Origin of the sequence: Gordonia amicalis NBRC 100051 = JCM 11271, assembly GCF_000332995.1 — a bacterium.
Lineage (GTDB): Bacteria > Actinomycetota > Actinomycetes > Mycobacteriales > Mycobacteriaceae > Gordonia > Gordonia amicalis.
This window is the reverse complement of record NZ_BANS01000022.1, coordinates 91,379-110,410: the sequence shown is the minus strand read 5'-3', so window position 1 is coordinate 110,410 and position 19,032 is coordinate 91,379. Positions and strand designations below refer to the sequence as shown.

Here is a 19,032-nt window from a genome sequence, read left to right as displayed (position 1 = left end):
GAGGGTAGTGGATGTCCCCGGGCTACCCTGTCACCAGCATGACCAGCACCGACTCCGCCCGCGACTCCGTCGCTGCCTCGAGGACCGACTCTGTCGGATCATCGAGCCCCGACTCTGTCGGATCATCGGGCACCGACTCCCGATCCGGGGCGCGCCATCCCGACGCCCCCGGACCGGCGACCGACTCGCGACGCTTCTACCCGCAACTCGAGGGCATGCGAGCGCTCGCCGCGATCGGGGTGCTGACCACCCACGTCGCCTTCCAGACCAGTGCCGTCGAGATCCCGGTCCTCGGACCGGTGCTCGGTCGCCTCGACCTCGCTGTCGCGCTGTTCTTCGGTCTCTCCGGCTTCCTGCTGTGGCGACCGTGGGTCGACGCCGCGCACCGCGGCGCCGGGCATCCGCCGGTCCGGCGCTATCTCCGTCACCGCGTCGTCCGCATCTGGCCGGCGTATGTGGTGGTCGTCGCGCTGGTGCTGCTCCTGCTGCCGGAGGCCCAGGGCGCCGACCTCGACGTCTGGCTGGCCAACCTCACGCTGACGCAGGTCTTCGTGCCCCTGACGCTGACCGCGGGTCTCACGCAGATGTGGAGTCTGTCGGTCGAGATCGCCTTCTACGCTCTGCTCCCGCTCATCGGCCTCGCACTCCTGCAGTTGCGTGGTCCGCGCGTCGGGGCGCGCATCCCGGTGCTGCTGATGCTCGGTGCGCTGAGCCTCGGCTGGGCCTGGGTCGGTACCTCGCTGCCGGTCGCCGACGGGGTGGAGACCAAGAACTGGGTGTTCGGTCATCTGTCGTGGTTCGTCGCCGGCCTGATCCTCGCCGAGATCGCCGGTGTCCTCGACACCGGCGCAGCGCGCGGCCGGTGGATGACCCTGGCGATGCGGCTCAGCGCGAACCGTTCGCTGATGTTCGGGCTCCTCGTCGTCGCCTACGGCCTCGCGTGCACCCGGCTCGCCGGTCCGACCGGGCTCGGCGACGTCACCAACATCGAGTTCGCCACCAAGATGATCCTGGGTGGACTCTGCGGCTACGCCCTTCTCGCCCCGCTGGTCTGCAACGCGGGGCCGTTCCGTCTCCTCACCTCACGCGTGATGCTCGCGCTGGGGCGCTGGTCCTACGGCATCTTCATCTGGCACATCGCGATCCTGGCCGTCGTCTTCCCGCTGTTCGGCATCGTGCCGTTCAACGGCAACACCGTCCTCGTCTGGGTGATCACGCTGGGACTCACGGTCGGGATCTCCGCGGCCTCCTACGCCTTCATCGAGGAGCCGGCCCGCCACTGGCTGCGCAACCGCGAGACCCGACGCCGCAACCGTGCGGCCGGTGACTCGGTGTCGTCCGACTCGGCCTCGCCCGGCTCGTCGGCGTCGCAGGACCAGAACACCAGCCAGCCGGTCATCAGCACGGCGATCAACGCCGGCAACTGAACCCACCACTCCCAGCCGTGGTAGCCGCCGGAGGCGTGCCACGGACCGGCGGTGAGGCCGACGGTCGCAGCCATCATCATGACGAATGTCGTCGTGACATCGACCTTCGGCGGAACGGCCGCACCGACCACGGCGACGGCGAGGCCCACGGCCAGACCCCACCATCCGGACAGCAGCCACGACGCGCCGAGAATCCCCAGACCGGCGGCCACGAGGGTGAACCGTCCGGTGGGCACCGTCCGCGGTTCGGCAACGGTGTCCCGCCCGGATCGTGACACCAGGGGAAAGGGCCACCACGCGGCGACGAGCAACAGGGCCATCAGCACCAGTCCGATGACGAGCGACCAGCGGTACAGCGAATCGAACCGATAGGTGAGCTCGACCGCACCCGACACCCCGGCCGGCGCGACCCAGCCCTGCTGCCACCCGTTCACGACCACCGGGGACAACTCCCGGCCGTCGATCCGCGCGATCCAGCCCGGGTTGGTGGATTCGGGGACCACCAGCAGGCGTTCGGGACCGGACTCGATCTGCACCGCGCGGCTCGCCGCTGTCCACTCGGTGACGTCCGGCGTGGTCGTCGCCGCCCCGGTCACCGGTGTCCCGGCGGTCAGCGACACCGCGTCGACGGTGAAGGCCGGTCCGGGATTGACCGACACCTCCTGCTGACCGGCGGGCAGTCGCAGCTCGCCCGGTCCGCACGCACGGGCGACCACCGGTTCACCGGCGCGCAGTGCTTTCGTGGTGGTCCGCGCAGAGAACCCGATGACCTGACCGGCGGCGGTGACGCCGAGACCGTCACCGCAACCGATCTCGACGACCCGGTCGCCGGCGGGCGCCCGCGGTGCCGGCGGCACCTCGACCTCGGCGATCCCCGGCGGCGCGGGCGTGGCGAATCCGAGACTGTTGACGTCGATCAGGTCGCGCTGTTCGCGGACGGTGATCTCGATGCGGTCGGTGACCGCGGGATCGAGTCGAAGGACGCCGTCCTTGCCGACCTCGCGAATCTGTTCGCCGGTGCCGAGATCGACGGCGACCTCGGTCGGTGCGGCCGGGTAATCCAGCGGCGCAACGATTTTCAGCGATTCGACGCGTTGTTCGGCGGGGAGGTGGACGGTCAGGGTCGGCTCCGCCTCGTCCGCCGACTCCTCGTCGTCGTTGTTGCGGTCTTGGGGCCTTTCCCTGGCCGGGATCTGCGGTGCGGTCCAGGCGGTTCCGGGGTCGCCGTCGACGGCAGCGGCCGGACCGCCACGGGGATCGGTGACCGGTCGCGGTCCGGTGGCGCTCACGCCGTCCGGGGTGGCGAGGAGCCGATCGAGCGCGTCTCCGGGTCGTGGGCGGAGGATGGCCGACGGGGTGACCGATGTGTCCTCGGGGACGGAGAGAGCCCGGCTGAACACCGACGATGTCTCCGGCGACAGCCCGAGTCCCGGAGCGCACCGGGTCATCTCGCGGGCGGGGTCGGCGACGCACCACGCCCGCCCGTTCAGCTCCGAGTACAGCAGCCACTGGGCCACCTCGGTGCCTGCCGCGAGTTCGGGCAGAACGACACGATGTCTGATCTGCAGCGGTGTCGAGGTCCGCAGGTTCGACACCTCCACCTCACCGAGGGCGAACTGGTTCCCGGCGGTGCCGTCTTCGGTGCTCAGCGCGCGGATCTGTATCCAGCGGGTCGAGCCGCTCGGGGCGGTCACGGTCGTCGGTCTGCCCGGTTCGAGTCCCGACGCCACCGTGCTTCCGGCCTCGGTGGTGACCAGGACGCTGGTCACGTCCGGGCCGAGGGCCCGGGCGGTGGTCAACGACAGCGCCAGGTCCGTCTGGGGTGTGGTGAATCCGACTCGCATCCACCGCCCGAGCGCTCCTTCGAGTCCGCCGCTGACCCACGCCGTCTGTGGGTTGCCGTCGAAGGCGGCGGCGGGGGAGTTCGCGGGGGAGGTCTGCCCCGGTTGCACCGCGTCCGACGCCGAACCGGACGTCGTCACCTGGACCTCGCCACTCCGGTTGTCCAGCAACCATTCCCCGCGGACGAGCGGCTGGTCGTCGACCGGGTAGTCCGCGGCCGCGTTCTGGGTCCGTCGCGGGTCGTCGGCCGACCGGATGGCGGAACTGTGGTCGTCGACCCGTCCGAAGTCGGTTTCCCGATCGCTTGGGGTGTCGGTGACGATGAGTGGGCCGTCGGTGATCCCGGCGCGTCGGGCATCGGCGTCGAGCAACACCGGACCGAGAGGTGGAAGTCCTTGACGCGCACGCACTTCGGCGAGAGCCGCGATGGCCTCGGGACCGCCCGCGACCCGCGGCATCCCGTGCTGGTCCACGAGAAGGGGGCCGGTGCCGTCGAAGCCGGTCGCCTCGACCGCATAGATCTGGATCGCGGGCATCGTCGGTCGCAATCCGTTGTCGCGCATCACTCCTCGGACAGTGGGCGGTCCGACCGGGGGGCCGAACCGTGCCACCCGCGTCAACCCGGGCGAGGTGTCGAGTGCCTGCTGCGCGAGGAGCGGTCGTGCCGACCGGGAGGTCTCGGGGGTGAGGTCCGCACGGAGCACCACGAATCCCACGCCCTGCTGCGCGAGGGTCTCGGCGAGGCCGGGTGATCCGCGTCCGGCGGCGATCTCGCGTTGCACGGAGTCGAGCGCACGGATGGCGCCGGGTGGCGTCAGCGGGATGGCGTCCCGCACCGCCCACGGGGCGTCGGCCAGTGGCTGGAGGGGTTCGTCGCGGGTGAGACCCCACAGCTGGTCGGCGAACGGCGCACCGGGGACGACGAGCGCGCGCGCCGGGGCACCGTCCGGCCGGCTGCTGTGCTCGGACAACCAGTCCGCGGTCTGCTTCCAGTGGTTCGGGATCGCGGTGTAGGTCCCGGCGGGTGCGAGCTGGCCGGTCCAGATGAGCGAACCCGCACCGATCACCGCGACCATGAGCACGATGGCCGCGGCCACCGGGCGGGAGCGCTGCGGATGGGCGAAGGCCGAGAGCGTCTCTTGTACCGACACGGTGCCGGGCAGCGGGACCCGCGCGAGCAGGTGAGCGACACCCAGCACCAGCGGGATGCGGATGAACGGTTCGAACTTGTGGATGTTGCGCAGCGGGGCACCGGAACCGTCGAGGAACACCCGGATCTGCTCGGCGATCGGCGAACCGAGACCACCGGCGAAGCCGACACACATGATCACCAGGCCGACGCCCAGGATCGTCACGAGACGTCCCCGGAACGGCATGTGCCGCATGCACAGACCCGCGAGTCCCGCGGCGGCGATGGCACCGGTCGCCAGCACGGCGGCCGGCTGGGTGACGAGCACCGCCCCGGCGACCCGCTCGGTGGAGACGAACGGTGTCCACGAACTCGCGCCGCGCAACACCTCGGTCAGCGACGTCCACTGCGTCGTCACCCGGGAGGACTCGATGTAGTCCAAGAAGGGCGGGCTGACCCGGGACAGGATGAGCAGCGGCACCATCCACCACGCGCACGCCAGGACCAGGCCCAGCGCGGTCCACGCACCGAAGCGCCGCCAGCGGCGGTCGCGGGGACGATGCAGCAGCCACCACACGGCCGCGACGCCGAGCGCGGCCGCCGTCGCGACCGCGTTCACCGCGCCCATCAGTGCGACGGCGGCCGCCGAGCGTGCGGCTTCCCGCCACAGCGGCCGGGAATCGGAGATGGGGGCGTCGAGCGCCCGGATCACGGGCAGGAGGACCCAGGGCGCCAGCATCATCGGCAGCGTCTCCGACGAGATCGAGCCGAGGGTGGTGAGGACGCGGGGGCTCAGGACGAAGACGACGCCGGCGAGGATGCGGGATGCCGGCGAGCCCAGCCGCATCGCCTCCGCCACGCGCACGATGCCGACGAAGCCGATGGTGAGGAGCAGCGCCCACCACAGCCGCTGGACGATCCAGGGCGGGACCGACAGGAGGTCGCCGGCGGCGAAGAACGCGCCGTGCGGGAAGAAGTATCCGTAGGCCTGGTTCTGGACCTGGCCCATCGGGGCGTTCGGGGTCCACAGGTGTGCGGCACGCGCAAGGAACCCGAGTGGATTCGCCGTCAGGTCGAGTTTCGTGTCGGCGGCGATCTGCCCCGGGGACTGCAGCAGACAGACGATCAGCGCGACCGCGGCAGCCACACCGATCCCACGTGCCGACAGGACACCTGTGGGAGCGGTGGTCGGTGTCCTACTCAGTTGCTGCTGCGTCAGGTCGTCCCGACGCCGTGCACGGCATCGGGGTCGGGCGTCAGTTGGTCTCGCCCGCGCCGCCGCGCGATCCGTAGTCGACCGAACCCTGGACGAATCCGCTGTTCGGATTGATGTTGTTCAGGTCCGTCGACGGGCTGTTCTCCGAGGTGATGAACCCGCCGAGGAACACCGCGCCGAGTCCCACCAGGATGCCGGCCACTCCGGCGACGGCGCCGGCCACAAGGCGGTTGTTGGTCATGGCGAAGAAACTACCATCGCGCGGAGTCTCACCCGGGTGTCACCCGGGCATGTCCGGCAGTTCCATCACGGGTTTCGGCGTCAGCGGCGCGAACGGACCGTCGCCAGGGCCCGATCCCACAGCAGCCGGTGCTCAACTTCAGCACCTCGGGCTTGTCGACGTCGCGGCTGAGCATCACCGTCGACGCCGTGATCGTGGCGGCCGACGCCTTCGATCGGTGGCCGGAGTCGAGATGCGGTTGCGGGTCATACTCGATCGCGAGTTGGATGGCCTCGGCCTTCTTCGTCCCGGCGATCTGGTCGGCGAGCCACAGTGCCAGGTCGATGCCGGCCGAGACGCCGGCCGCGGTCACGATGTGTTCGTCGGGGCCGGCGCGCACGACGCGCTCGTCCGACACCGCCGTCACACCGTAGAGGGACAGCGCGGTCAGCGACGACCAGTGCGTGGTGGCCCGGAGACCGTCCAGTAGTCCGGCCGCGGCGAGGACCACCGAGCCGGTGCAGACAGACGCCGTCCACTGCGCGGCCGGCCCGACCGTGCGCAGCCACTCCAGGAGTTTCTCGTCCTTCGCCGCCCCGAAGCATCCCGGTCCGCCCGGGATGAGGATCAGATCGGGTGACGGCGTCTCGTCGAACGAGTGTGTCGCGCCGACGACGAGGACACCGGAGTCGGCGACGACGGGGCCGGGTTCGTGGGCGACGAATCGGACGTCGGCGTCGGGGAGCATGCGCAGCACCTCGTACGGTCCGACGAAATCGAGGGCCGTGAACCGTGGATAGAGGACGATCGCGATCTGGGTCTGCCTGTCTGGTCGGTGGCGAGGACTGTGTCAGCGGAAGGTCTTGCGGTACTGGTCGGGGGAGATGCCCAGACGTCGGATGAACGTGCGGCGCAGAGACTCCGAGGAACCGAACCCGCAGCGCGCGGCGATCACCGGCATGGTGTCGGCGGATTCGGTCAACGCCCGACGAGCCGCGTCGGTGCGGACCCGTTCGAGGTAGTCGCTGGGTGCCTCGCCGGTCTCCGCGGTGAAGACGCGGGAGAAATGGCGCGGACTCATCGGCTTCCTGCGCGAGGTCGGAAAGCCGGTGGGGCAGGCCGGGTTCGGCCTCGATGCGCTGCTGCGCCGCCCGGATCACCTCGCATCGTGCGCGCGGCATCCAGACCGGCGGCGCGAACTGGCTCTGTCCACCCGGCCGACGCATGTAGAGGACGAGCCAGCGGGCGACCAGCTGGGCGAGTTCGGTGCCGTGGTCCTCTTCGAGAACCGCGAGGGCGAGGTCGATGCCCGCGGTGACACCGGCCGACGTCCACACGTGGTCCGAGCTGCGGACGAACAGGGCGTCGGCGTCGACCCGCACGGCCGGATACCGCTCGGCGAGGAGCTCGCCCACCGCCCAGTGCGTAGTCGCGCGTCGGCCGTCGAGCAGCCCGGCCTCGGCGGCGAGGAAGGCGCCGTTGCAGACGCTGATGACGCGCCGTGCCCGACCCGCCGCGTCGCGGACCCAGTCGATGAGGTCGGTGTCCTCGGTGGCCCGGTGGACGCCCGTGCCGCCCGGCAGCACCAGAGTGTCGATCGGTTCGGCGGGGTCGGGCAGCGGGTGGGAGACGAACTGCAGGCCGACGCCGGTGTCGATGGGCTCTCCGTGCTGCGACACCAGTCGCAGGTCGTAGGTGACGGGCGACCCCTGGTCACGCAGCGCGATCGATGCGGTGGTGAAGACGTCGGCCGGTCCCGTCACGTCGAGTGCCTGCACCCCGGGGAAGCCGAGAACCAGCACCGTTCGTGTCATGTGCTCATCGTGTCCCGACGTCGGCTTCGTCGTCCAGGACATACTTCCCACACTTGAGGACATCCCCGCCGCCTGCCGGTTGAGCCGACACCGAGCAACCCATGCCGGTTGAGCCGACACCAAGCAACCCATGCCGGTTGAGCCGACACCAAGCAACCCATGCCGGTTGAGCCGACACCGAGCGTAGCGAGGCGTCGCGTCGAAACCCGTCCGCCACCACACCAAGCAACCCATGCCGGTTGAGCCGACACCGAGCGTAGCGAGGCGTCGTGTCGAAACCCGTCCGCCATCAGACCCCGCCGACCGGTTCGATCAGCAGGGACGCGCGGTTTCGACGCGGTGGCTCGCTTCGCTCGCTACCGGCTCAACCAGCATGGACGCGGTGGCTCGCTTCGCTCGCTACCGGCTCAACCAGCATGGACGCGGTGGCTCGCTTCGCTCGCTACCGGCTCGACCAGCAACCCTGGCCGCCGCTTGACTTAGGGAGCCGTATCTTCCTGCTGGTTGAGTAGGCGAGGAGCTTGCGACGAGCCGTATCGAAACCCCCCTACAGCGTCAACTGCGGCTCCTGTTCACATTTCGCCGGCACGATGAAGACCGGACGATGGCAATGCTTGAGCACGCGCTCGGCGACGCTGGACCGCAGCAGCGCCTTGAGGCCCGACACGCCGCGGGTTCCGGTGACGAGCAGATCGACGTCGAGCGCCTCCGCGGCGGCGACGAGTGCGCCCCAGACCGTCGACTCGACCTCGACGAGCGTGCCCCTCGACGTCAGTCCGCATTCGCGGGCGAGGACCACGCCGCGTTCGTTGATCCGCTCGGCCTCGTCTTCGAGGGCACGGTCGACTCCGACGTCGAGCTGCGTGTCGACGAACGGCTGCATTCCGCCGGCGAGGGTGGACATGCGGGCTGAGGTCATGCCGCCCGGCTGCCAGGCGGTCACGACGACCGCGGCTTCGGCGCGCAGGAAGTGTCCGGCATAGCGGATGGCACGATCGGCGTTCGGTGAGCCGTCGTAGGCGATCATCAGCGTCTGAGTGGCGCGGCCACCACCGCGACCGCTGGGGGCGGTCGCGGTGGTGGCCGGGATGGACCCCACGTCCATTTGCTCAGGTTACATGCCAGACTCGTGCCATGGGCCCAACTCGACGACCTCGGTGGATTCGGAACGTGCTGACGACTGCGACGGTTGCGGCGTTGGGTCTCGGTCTCGTCGCCTGCGATTCGTCGACGCCGGATTCTCCGCCGCCCACACCGTCCGCGTCCGGCTCGCCGTCGGCCTCCCCGTCGTCGGTGTCCGCGACCACGACCACCGTCGCAAATCCTTGTGGCGCTGAGCAACTCGCCAAGGTCACGCTGCGGCAGAAACTGGCCCAGCTGATCGTCGTGGGTGTCACGGGTGCCGATGACGCCCAGCAGATCGTCGAGGACGAGGAGATCGGCGGGATCTTCGTCGGGAGCTGGACCGACAAGGCGATCCTGACGAGTGGTGCGGCATCACGGATCTCGCAGAACTCGTCGATCCCGTTGATGATCACCGTCGACCAGGAGGGCGGTCGGGTGTCGCGCCTGTCGTCGCTCGGCATCGACCACGCCTCGCCTCGTGAACTCGCGCAGACGAAGACGCCCGCGCAGGTGAAGGAGATCGCCGCCGGCGTCGGTCGCAAACTCAAGAACCTCGGCGTCACCGTCGACTTCGCGCCCGTTGCCGACGTCAGCGACGAATCCGACAACGAGGTCATCGGCGATCGCTCCTTCAGCAACGACCCGGCCGTCGTCACCGAGTACGCGGCCGCCTACGCCGCCGGACTCGCCGAGGCCGGAATCACGCCGGTGTACAAGCACTTTCCCGGACACGGCCACGGTTCGGGCGATTCGCACCTCGGCGTCGTGACGGTGCCGTCACTCGCCGAACTGCAGAACAGTGATCTGGTGCCCTTCCGCAATCTGCTGCGCGACCCCGGGACCGCGGGCGTCATGGTCGGGCACCTCATCGTGCCCGGGCTGACCGACCGCTTGCCGTCGTCCATCAGCCGGCCGGCCATCCAGATGCTGCGCACGGGGGTGGGCTACGACGGTCCGCGGTACAACGGCGTGATCTTCTCCGACGACCTCTCGGGCATGGCGGCGATCAGCCAGCGGTACCCGATCGAGCAGGCCGTGGAGAAGTTCATCCTCGCCGGCGGCGACGTCGCGCTGTGGCTGTCCACCGACCGGGTCTCGTCGGTTCTGGACAATCTGGAGGTCGCGGTGAAGCGCGGACGCCTCGCACCCGCACGCCTCGACGCGAAGGTGACACGCATCCTCCGGTCCAAGGGCGTCGTCACCTGCTGAGTAATCTGTCGTGAGCGGCCCGAGCGAACGTTAAACTTACCGCTTGGTAAGTTGTTGGGTATCGTCGTTGGGGACACGACAGTGAGGATGGAGGTGGCCATGTCGGGCGGAACCAAACGCCTGCCACGTGCAGTGCGCGAACAGCAGATGCTCGACGCCGCCGTGAAAGTGTTCTCGCAGAACGGTTTCCGTGAGACATCGATGGACGCCATCGCGTCCGAGGCGCAGATCTCCAAGCCGATGCTGTACCTGTACTACGGCTCCAAGGAGGAGCTGTTCAGCGCCTGCGTCGCCCGCGAGTCCGGATTGTTCATCGACGCGATGAGCGTGGGCTTCGACCCGTCACTCACCCAGCGCGAACAGGCCGTCACCGTCATCCGTGAGTTCCTGCGCTTCGTCCACGAGAACCGGGAATCGTGGCGCGTGCTGTACCGCGTCGCGATCGGGACGGCGAGCTTCTCCGGGATCGTCTCCGACAGTCGCCGGCGCGTGACCGAGATGGTCGCCGCGCTCATCAAGGCCGGTACCACCGTCGAGACGGCGAGTGACATCGACTTCGAACTCACGGCCGTCGCCATCGTCGGCGCGGCAGAGGCGGTTGCCGACCGGATCACCGAGGGCGACGTGGACCTCGAGAAGGCCACCAACATGCTCGTCGGCATCACCTGGCGCGGCCTGAAGGGTGTCGGTACCGACATCTGAGCCGCGCTCGAAGGGTCGCTCACACGATCCGTTCCCGCTCACACAAATGGGGTGAGCGGGAACGGAAACGGTGAGCGAGTTATCAGCCCTTCCGCGTCGTCGCGGTGAGGTGCGGGAATCCCTTGCGACGGTCGCGGATTGCGATGTCGAAGTTCCCCTCGCCGTCGATCCGACGGGTGTAGAGGTTCACCTTGGCGGGCAGCAGGATCGGCTTGCCGAACTTCACATCGTAGGTGACCGCGTCGGGCAGCTGCGACTCGACGTTCGCGACCGCCGCTGCGGCACTCCACATCCCGTGCGCGATCGCCTTCGGGAAGCCGAAGGCCTTGGCCGTCAGATTCGCCATGTGGATCGGGTTGCGGTCGCCCGACGCGGCCGCGTACTCGCGGATCCGCCCCAGATCCACGGCCAGGATCGAATCCGGCGGCGGCGGGGTCTTCGACTTCGGCTCGGGGCCACGCGGCTCGTCGGACAGGCTGGTCCGCTGCTGCTTGAGGAAGGTCGCCGTCTGCGTCGTCACCAGTTCGGAGCCGACGCTGATCTCGCTGATGAGGTCGACCAGGATGCCCTTGCGATGCTCACGCAGGTTCTCCGCATGCGTCTCGATGGACAGCGGCTCGTCGACCTCGATCGGGCGCTTGCGCTCGATCTTGTTCGTCATGTGCACCGAACCGATTGCGCCGAACGGGAATTCGTCTGACGTCAACAGCTTCATGACCACCGGGAACTGCAGTACGAACGGATACGTCACCGGCAGGGTGGTGCCGAAACGCTGGCCCGTCGCATGGCAGTACGCCTGCAGCGCAGCGGGATCGACGCGAACGTCGTCGAGGCGGTAATGGGTGTCGGGGACGGTCGCGTCCGCCGGGACACGGGCGGGCTTGCCGATGCCCGGCAACATCCCGGTGACGGCCTTGCCGTAGAGCTCGCCCGTGCCGGGGGCGCCGGGCAGCGTGATCGTCTTACCCATCACGCACCCAGGAATCCCTGGCCGCAGACGCGGACCACGTTGCCGGTGATGGCGCTGCTCGCCGGGTTGGCGAAGTAGGCAACGGTTTCGGCGACGTCGACCGTCTGCCCACCCTGCTGCAGCGAGCTCATCAGGCGGCCGGCCTCACGGGTGGCGAGCGGGATCGCCGCGGTCATCTTGGTCTCGATGAAGCCCGGGGCGACCGCGTTGATGGTGATGCCCTTCTCGCCCAGGATCGGCGCGTAGGCGTCGACCAGGCCGATGACGCCGGCCTTCGATGTGCCGTAGTTGGTCTGGCCGCGGTTACCCGCGATGCCGGCGATCGACGACACGTCGATGACGGCGCCACCGGAACGCAGCGCACCCTTCTCCAGCAGCACCTCGACGAGGGTCTGAGGGGCGATGAGGTTCACCGCGATGACGGCGTCCCAGCGGGCGTCGTCCATGTTGGCGAGCAGCTTGTCGCGGGTGATACCGGCGTTGTTGACGATGATGTCGATGCCGCCGTGACGCTCGAGGGCGTGCTCGGCGAGCTTCGCGCCGGCCTCGGGATCGGTCACGTCGATGGGGAACGACGTGCCGCCGACCTTGTTGGCCGTTTCCGACAGCGCGTCACCCGCCTGCGGGACGTCGGCGGCGATGACGTGTGCGCCGTCGCGCGCGAGGACCTCGGCGATCGTGGCGCCGATGCCACGGGCGGCGCCGGTGACCACCGCGACCTTGCCCTCGAGCGGGCGATCCCAGTCCTTCGGGGCGGTCGCGTCGGCCGAACCGACGCGGATGACCTGCGCGTCGACGAAAGCGGACTTGGCGGACAGCACAAAGCGTACGGTCGACTCCAGGCCGGTCAGACCGGTCTTGGCGTCGGGCGAGACGTACACCAGCTGGACGGTGGAGCCCTTGAGCAGCTCCTTGCCGAGCGAGCGGGTGAAGCCCTCGAGAGCACGCTGTGCGACGCGCTCGGACGGGTCGGTCACCAGCTCGGGCGTGGTGCCGATGACCAGGAAGCGCGCGCACGGGGCGGTCGAGCGCATGGCCGGCTGGAAGAACTCGAACAACTGACGCAGTTCGGCAGGGGAGGTGATGCCGGTGGCGTCGAAGACCAGCCCGCCGTACTTGTCGGCGCTGCGGCCGGTCACGGCGTTCTGGATGAGGTCATAGTCGTCGCCCGAGAGCATCTCGCGCAGCGGTTCGACGAGGCGTCCCGATCCTCCCAGCAGTACGGGACCGGGCAGCGCCGGTTCGGACGGCTTGTACCGCCGCAACGGCGGCGGGACGGGGAGTCCGGCCTGTTTGGCGATGAAAGCGCCGGGCGCGGAATGGACGAAGCTCGAGTACAGGCCAGTGTTTCCGGTGGCGGCCATGTTGATCTCCTCTGACTGTCGTTCGACAACGAACTTACTGTTGAGTAAGAATACGCTATAGATACCGCACACGACCCTGGAGATCGACGTGGCAGAGAACAATTCCCCCGCGAACAAGACCACCCAACCGAAGACCCGCCCCGAGCGTCCGGTGGCGATCCTCGGCGGCAATCGCATCCCGTTTGCCCGCCAGGACAAGGCATACGCCAAGGTCAGCAACCAGGAGATGTTCACCGCCGCGCTCGACGGTCTGGTGAGCCGCTTCAACCTGCAGGGCGAGCGGCTCGGCATGGTCGCCGGAGGTGCCGTGCTCAAGCACGCCCGTGACTTCAACCTCATCCGCGAATCGGTGCTGGGCTCGGCACTCTCGCCCTATACCCCCGCCTTCGACATCCAGCAGGCGTGTGGCACCGGCCTGCAGGCCATCACCACCGTCGCGGACGGGATCGCACGTGGCCGCTACGACGCCGCGATCGGCGGCGGTGTCGACACCACCTCCGACGCCCCGATCGCCGTCGGCGAGGGCCTGCGCCGCCAGCTGCTCGAGGTCAATCGCGCGCGGTCGACCAAGGACCAGATCCTCGGTGCCGCCAAATTGCTCACCAAGCTCGGGATCGAGATCCCGCAGAACGGCGAGCCGCGCACCGGCATGTCGATGGGTGAGCACGCCGCCATCACCGCCAAGGAGTTCGGCATCAAGCGGGCCGACCAGGACGAACTCGCGGCACGCAGCCACCAGAACATGGCGTCCGCCTACGACGACGGTTTCTTCGACGACCTGATCACCCCGTTCATGGGTCTGACGCGTGACCAGAACCTGCGTGGCGACTCGACCGCGGAGAAGCTCGCGAAGCTCAAGCCGGTCTTCGGCGTCTCCCTCGGCGACGCGACGATGACCGCGGGCAACTCGACGCCGCTCACCGACGGGGCGTCGACCGTGCTCCTGGGCAGCGACGAGTGGGCGGCCGAGCGCGGCCTGCAGGTGCTCGCGTACTTCGTGGACAGCGAGACGGCCGCCGTCGACTACGTGAACGGGCCCGACGGCCTGCTCATGGCCCCGACCTATGCCGTACCGCGGCTGCTGGCGCGCAACGGTCTCACGCTGCAGGACTTCGACTTCTACGAGATCCATGAGGCGTTCGCCTCCGTGGTGCTCGCGACCCTGCAGGCGTGGGAGTCCGAGGAGTACTGCAAAGAGCGTCTGGGCCTCGACTCGGCACTCGGACCGATCGACCGGTCCAAGCTCAACGTCAACGGCTCCTCGCTTGCGGCGGGCCACCCGTTCGCCGCGACCGGCGGACGCATCGTGGCCCAGGCGGCCAAGCAGATCAAGGAGAACGGCGGCGGACGCGCGCTGATCTCGATCTGTGCCGCCGGCGGGCAGGGCGTCACCGCGATCATCGAGGGTTGATCCCTCGTCCGGCACTCCATGCTCCCTGAGTAGCGAGCTTGCGACGCGATCCTGCTCCCTGAGTAGCGAGCTTGCGACGCGATCCTGCTCCCTGAGTAGCGAGCTTGCGACGCGATCCTGCTCCCTGAGTAGCGAGCTTGCGACGCGATCCTGCTCCCTGAGTAGCGAGCTTGCGAGCGTATCGAAGGGACTCGGCGAAGACGCTCGTCTGCCGGTCCTTTCGATACGCCCCTCCGCAAGCTCCGGGGCTACTCAAGGAGCGGGGGACGCGACGAATCGCTCGATCCGTCTAGTTTTTCGCGCAAGGAGCGGGGGAGGCGACGAATCGCTCGATCCGTCTCGTTTTCGCGCGCGAAATGGGGTCCTTCGTCACATGTTTGGACCAAACGCGGCCGCGGACGTGTCAACGGCCGAAAAGTAGCGTAAACATGAAGACAGCTCCGGCAGAGCTGTCAGACCCCCGACCCGACAGCTCGGCTGGAGCACCTACTTTTCTCGGGTACGTTCTACGGCCACCACCATGACCGGCCCAGGTAGTCAGCCGTGATGGATGGAGTTGTGACCACAAGCGCCGGGCGAGTACGCCACGCGATACGCGCTGTGCTCGCCGTCGTGGCCATCGTCACCCTCACGCTCTCCATCGACTTCGTCGCCACCCGTGACCACTCCGCCCGTGGAGCCGTCATCGGCGGGATCTCGGCAGGCAATCGCGACACCGCCGGGCTGGAGCCCGTCCTCGACGAGCTGACCATGCGTTCCACCCAGCCGGTCGTCCTCCGGACCCCCGAGGGCTCGGCCGAGGTCGCGCCTGCCGAACTGGGCCTCGAGTTCGACGCCGAGACGACCCGCGCACGCCTCCTTGAACAGCCGCGCAACCCGCTCGTGCGATTCCTGGCACTCGTCGGTCGCGATGTCGACGTCGAACCGGTCGTGAAACTCGACCCCGCAACCATGAACAAGGCGCTCGACGCCCACCGCCGGTCGCTGGAGAAGGCCGCGGTCGAGGGCGGGGTGCACTTCGAGGGCACCACGCCGGTGGGCGACGAACCGGCGCCGGGTGAACGCATCGCACGGGAGGCCGCGGCCGCCGTGCTCGTCGACCACTGGCTCGACGGGGCGCCGATCGACATGCCGATGGAACCGTTCTCGCCGACCGTCGGCCCCCAGGTCGTCGCGGCCACCGTGGCCGGGCCGGCCGAACGCGCCACGTCGGGCCCGGTGAAGCTGATCGACCGGCGGAAACGCACGGTCGAGGTCCCGGCGGGAGACATCGCGTCGATGCTGACCTTCGGTCCGGACGGCCGGGGCGGGCTCACGCCGCTCGTCGACGAGAAGAAGGCGCGGGAAGCGCTCGCGCCCGATCTCGATCCGTCCCAGAGTCCCGCCGTCAGTGCGACTTTCAGTCTCGCCAGTGGCCGGCCGACCGTCGTGCCCGCGGTCACCGGCTCGAAGATCAACTGGGACAAGACGCTTCGGGAACTCGCGACGACGGCGACCGCAGGCGGCGGCAGCCGCACCGCCGAGGTGGTCTATGACGACGTCGATCCGCGGCTCACCACCGACGCCGCCCGCAAACTCGGTGTGCGCGAACTGATCAGCGAGTACACCACCGATGGCTTCTCGAGTGCCTCCGGCGAGAACATCCGCCTCGTCGCCGCCGAGGTCGACGGTGCGCTGGTCCTGCCCGGCAAGGTGTTCTCGCTCAACGGCCACACCGGTCCGCGCGGGACGGCGCAGGGCTATGTCGACTCGACGATCATCAACAACGGCCGCGCCGCGACGGCCGTCGGCGGCGGCATCTCGCAGTTCGCGACCACCCTCTACAACGCCGCCTACTTCGCCGGTCTCGAGGACGTCGACCACACCGAGCACGCGTACTACATCTCGCGGTATCCGGAGGCCCGGGAGGCCACCGTCTTCGAGGGCGCCATCGACCTGAAGTTCCGCAACAACACCCGTCACGGTGTGCTCATCGAGACGAGCTGGTCGCCGTCCGCGGTGACGGTGCGGCTGTGGGGCACCAAGGCCTTCGAGGTCGAGTCGATCACCGGCGAACGCTATGACACCACCGAACCGAAACGGATCAGACTCCCCAAGGGCGACGACTGCATCGCGAGCAGCGGCAGCAAGGGATTCACCACGTCGAACACGCGCATCATCCGTGACGCGAAGACGGGCCGCGAGATCAACCGGTACACCCGCACCGTCCGGTACGCGCCCGAGCCGAACGTGAAGTGCGTGTAAGACGATCGGCGTCTTTCACCGAAGGACTTTGCCGAGCGATAGAACGCTCGATAGGCTCCGAGTCGTGGATATCAATGGAGCTAGTGCAATCGTCACGGGTGGAGCGTCGGGCATCGGCGCAGCTGCGGCTCGCCAGCTGGCGGCCAAAGGGTGCGAAGGTCATCGTCGCCGACCTCAACGCAGACAAAGGTGAGGAACTCGCCAAGGAGATCGGCGGACAGTTCGTCGCCGTCGACGTGACCTCGACCGAGCAGATCGAGGCCGCCGTCAACGCGGCCACCGAACTCGGCCCGCTGCGCGCGCTGGTCAACTCGGCCGGCATCGGCTGGGCCCAGCGCACCATCGGCCGCGACGGTGAGTTCGGGTCGGCGCACAACCTGGACGCCTACAAGAAGGTCATCGCGATCAACCTGATCGGCACCTTCGACTGCATCCGTCTGGCCGCCACTGCGATGAGCCGCAACGAGCCGCTCGACGCCCACGGTGAGCGTGGCGCGATCGTGAACATGGCCAGCGTCGCCGCCTTCGACGGCCAGATCGGCCAGGCGTCGTACTCCTCGTCCAAGGGTGGCGTCGTCGGCATGACCCTGCCGGTCGCCCGCGACCTGGCCGCGGTCGGCATCCGCGTCAACACCATCGCCCCGGGCCTCATCGACACCCCGATCTACGGCGAGGGCGAGGCCGCTGAGGCGTTCAAGGCGAAGCTGGGCGAGTCGGTCCTGTTCCCGCACCGCCTGGGCGCTCCCGACGAGCTGGCCTCGATGGTCGTCGAGCTGGTCACCAACAGCTACATGAACGCCGAGGTGATCCGCGTCGACGGCGGTATCCGGATGCCTCCGAAGTAGCCTGCACAACCCATCACTGCTCGCCGAACCCACTGCCCTCCGGGGTGGTGGGTTCGGCCGTTCCCGGAGGGTGTGCGGATGGCTCAGGCCTGCAGGACCACCTTGAGTGCCTTGGTCTCCGCGGCCCGACCGAAGACGTCGTAGGCCTCGATGATGTCGCAAAGGGCGAATCGGTGGCTGATGAACAGGTCCGGGTCGATCCGGCGCTGCGCGACGAGCTTGAGCAGGACGCCGAGGGTGTCGGTGTTCACCAGACCCATCGAGACGTTGATGTTCGAGATCCACAGGTCCTGGAGTGCGAACTCGACCGGCGCACCGTGCACGCCGACGTTGGCGACATGGCCCGCCGGGCGCACGACGTCCAGGCACATCTGGAAGGTCTGCGGGATGCCGACCGCCTCGATCGCGACGTCGACGCCGAGACCGTCGGTCATCGCGAGGACCTGGTCCTTCCAATCGGTATCCGATGACACCACGCCGTCGGTCGCGCCGAAGGCCTTGGCCTGTTCGACGCGGTTGGCATCGACGTCGACGGCGATCACCCGGCTCGGCCCGTACAGTCCCGAGGTCGCGATCGTCGCGAGGCCCACCGGTCCGGCGCCGACCACGGCCACCACATCGCCGGGTTCGACGCTGCCGTAGCGGACACCGATCTCATGACCGGTGGGCAGGATGTCACTGAGGACGACGCCCTGCTCCGGCGTGACCCCCGACGGCAGCTTGTAGACCGATGTCTCGGCGTAGGGGACACGTACGTATTCGGCCTGCGTGCCGTCGATGAGGTGCCCGAAGATCCAGCCGATACCCGACGCCCCCTCCTCGCCGAGACAATGCGAATGCACGCCGTGCTTGCAGAAGTCACATTTGCCGCAGGCCGAGATGCACGACAGGATCACCTGGTCGTCGACTGCGAGAGTGGTTACCGCCGAACCGATCTCGGTGATCGTCCCGATGCCTTCGTGGCCGAGGATGCGGCCTTGTTCGACCGCGGGTACGTCACCTTTGAGGATGTGCAGATCGGTGCCGCAGATGGTGGTCGTGTCCATCTTCACGATGACGTCGGTGGGGTGGAGGATCGTCGGATCGGGTACGTCGTCCCAGCTCTTCTGGCCCGGTCCGTGATAGACGAGCGCCTTCATGGGCTCTCCCTCGAGTTGTCCCCGACTGTCGGTGGTCTCACTTCCCGAGGCTAGGAGACCTTCGCCGGACACACCCGGACCTTCTCGGATCGAGACGCGACCGCAGCCGTAGATCCACCCTTTTTCGGCAAATCCGGCACCTTGCGGGCTGGTGGGTTTGCCGAAAAGGGGTGGGTGTGTGGAGTTGTCGAGGTCGGTCAGTGCCTCGAGGTGACCGCGGCGTCGGACTCGCTGAAGGCCGAGACGATCTCGTGTGACACCACCGACCTCCACTACGTCGTCGCCAGTAAGTCGTTCACCCGATTCGTTGCGGGCTCAGCTCCGCAAACCCACCACAAATCGGCAAACCCACCGCCTCGAAAGGTGGTGGGTTTG

Annotated in this window: 10 protein-coding genes and 4 pseudogenes; 6 read left to right on the top strand and 8 right to left on the bottom strand. The window is 68.5% G+C overall.

Annotation, left to right across the window (positions count from 1 at the left end; translation table 11 throughout):
- Nucleotides 1–11: 11 nt before the first annotated feature.
- Nucleotides 12–1,190, top strand: a pseudogene (locus GOAMI_RS22625) (acyltransferase family protein); the annotation flags it as partial.
- 59 nt (nucleotides 1,191–1,249) lie between these two features.
- On the opposite strand, the gene GOAMI_RS23905 reads toward GOAMI_RS22625, so the two are convergent.
- From GOAMI_RS23905 to GOAMI_RS11950, 5 genes and pseudogenes are all read right to left on the bottom strand, one after another.
- On the bottom strand, nucleotides 1,250–5,545 hold the full coding sequence (locus tag GOAMI_RS23905; protein ID WP_006436778.1) for a DUF3367 domain-containing protein: 4,296 nt from the start codon (nucleotides 5,543–5,545) through the stop codon (nucleotides 1,250–1,252).
- Nucleotides 5,546–5,654: 109 nt separating this feature from the next.
- Nucleotides 5,655–5,855: a DUF2613 domain-containing protein gene (locus GOAMI_RS11965; protein WP_006436777.1), complete on the bottom strand. Its 201-nt coding sequence runs from the start codon at nucleotides 5,853–5,855 to the stop codon at nucleotides 5,655–5,657.
- Nucleotides 5,856–5,935: 80 nt separating this feature from the next.
- Nucleotides 5,936–6,648: pseudogene (locus GOAMI_RS11960) on the bottom strand (DJ-1/PfpI family protein).
- A 36-nt stretch (nucleotides 6,649–6,684) separates the two neighbouring features.
- A pseudogene (locus GOAMI_RS11955) lies at nucleotides 6,685–7,648 on the bottom strand (GlxA family transcriptional regulator).
- A 547-nt stretch (nucleotides 7,649–8,195) separates the two neighbouring features.
- A complete protein-coding gene (locus GOAMI_RS11950; protein WP_006436773.1) occupies nucleotides 8,196–8,753 on the bottom strand; it encodes a universal stress protein in 558 nt (185 codons plus the stop codon).
- A 29-nt stretch (nucleotides 8,754–8,782) separates the two neighbouring features.
- Here GOAMI_RS11950 and GOAMI_RS11945 point away from each other — a divergent pair, with 29 nt between their 5' ends.
- Complete coding sequence (locus tag GOAMI_RS11945; RefSeq protein WP_217996148.1) at nucleotides 8,783–9,982, top strand: glycoside hydrolase family 3 N-terminal domain-containing protein; 1,200 nt, start codon at nucleotides 8,783–8,785, stop codon at nucleotides 9,980–9,982.
- 99 nt (nucleotides 9,983–10,081) lie between these two features.
- Entirely contained in the window at nucleotides 10,082–10,684 is a 603-nt protein-coding gene (locus GOAMI_RS11940; protein ID WP_040004795.1) for a TetR/AcrR family transcriptional regulator, read from the top strand.
- An 82-nt stretch (nucleotides 10,685–10,766) separates the two neighbouring features.
- Here GOAMI_RS11940 and GOAMI_RS11935 read toward each other — a convergent pair whose 3' ends face one another.
- Together GOAMI_RS11935 and GOAMI_RS11930 are read right to left on the bottom strand one after the other, a co-directional pair.
- The gene (locus GOAMI_RS11935; RefSeq protein WP_040004787.1) at nucleotides 10,767–11,654 is read right to left on the bottom strand and encodes a MaoC/PaaZ C-terminal domain-containing protein; all 888 of its coding nucleotides are present in this window, start codon (nucleotides 11,652–11,654) and stop codon (nucleotides 10,767–10,769) included.
- Entirely contained in the window at nucleotides 11,654–13,018 is a 1,365-nt protein-coding gene (locus GOAMI_RS11930; protein WP_006436769.1) for a 3-oxoacyl-ACP reductase, read from the bottom strand. Before GOAMI_RS11930 ends, GOAMI_RS11935 begins: the two co-directional genes overlap by 1 nt.
- Before the next feature lie 88 nt (nucleotides 13,019–13,106).
- Between GOAMI_RS11930 and GOAMI_RS11925 the strand changes: the two genes are divergently transcribed.
- The 3 genes and pseudogenes from GOAMI_RS11925 to GOAMI_RS11915 all read left to right on the top strand — a co-directional run bounded on the left by GOAMI_RS11925 (nucleotide 13,107) and on the right by GOAMI_RS11915 (nucleotide 17,518).
- The gene (locus GOAMI_RS11925) at nucleotides 13,107–14,429 is read left to right on the top strand and encodes an acetyl-CoA C-acetyltransferase (RefSeq protein WP_006436768.1); all 1,323 of its coding nucleotides are present in this window, start codon (nucleotides 13,107–13,109) and stop codon (nucleotides 14,427–14,429) included.
- Between the two features lie 546 nt (nucleotides 14,430–14,975).
- Complete coding sequence (locus tag GOAMI_RS11920; protein WP_174324731.1) at nucleotides 14,976–16,673, top strand: VanW family protein; 1,698 nt, start codon at nucleotides 14,976–14,978, stop codon at nucleotides 16,671–16,673.
- Nucleotides 16,674–16,737: 64 nt separating this feature from the next.
- Nucleotides 16,738–17,518: pseudogene (locus tag GOAMI_RS11915) on the top strand (SDR family NAD(P)-dependent oxidoreductase).
- A gap of 83 nt (nucleotides 17,519–17,601) precedes the next feature.
- Here GOAMI_RS11915 and GOAMI_RS11910 read toward each other — a convergent pair.
- Complete coding sequence (locus GOAMI_RS11910) at nucleotides 17,602–18,657, bottom strand: zinc-dependent alcohol dehydrogenase family protein (protein WP_006436765.1); 1,056 nt, start codon at nucleotides 18,655–18,657, stop codon at nucleotides 17,602–17,604.
- Between the last annotated feature and the right edge of the window lie 375 nt (nucleotides 18,658–19,032).

Excerpts from the sequence above, each read along its gene's own strand:
- GOAMI_RS11965 (WP_006436777.1), bottom strand. The coding sequence starts at position 5,855 with ATGACCAACAACCGCCTTGTGGCCGGCGCCGTCGCCGGAGTGGCCGGC.
- GOAMI_RS11950 (WP_006436773.1), bottom strand. The coding sequence starts at position 8,753 with ATGGACGTGGGGTCCATCCCGGCCACCACCGCGACCGCCCCCAGCGGT.
- GOAMI_RS11945 (WP_217996148.1), top strand. The coding sequence starts at position 8,783 with ATGGGCCCAACTCGACGACCTCGGTGGATTCGGAACGTGCTGACGACT.
- GOAMI_RS11940 (WP_040004795.1), top strand. The coding sequence starts at position 10,082 with ATGTCGGGCGGAACCAAACGCCTGCCACGTGCAGTGCGCGAACAGCAG.
- GOAMI_RS11935 (WP_040004787.1), bottom strand. The coding sequence starts at position 11,654 with ATGGGTAAGACGATCACGCTGCCCGGCGCCCCCGGCACGGGCGAGCTC.
- GOAMI_RS11930 (WP_006436769.1), bottom strand. The coding sequence starts at position 13,018 with ATGGCCGCCACCGGAAACACTGGCCTGTACTCGAGCTTCGTCCATTCC.
- GOAMI_RS11920 (WP_174324731.1), top strand. The coding sequence starts at position 14,976 with ATGGATGGAGTTGTGACCACAAGCGCCGGGCGAGTACGCCACGCGATA.
- GOAMI_RS11910 (WP_006436765.1), bottom strand. The coding sequence starts at position 18,657 with ATGAAGGCGCTCGTCTATCACGGACCGGGCCAGAAGAGCTGGGACGAC.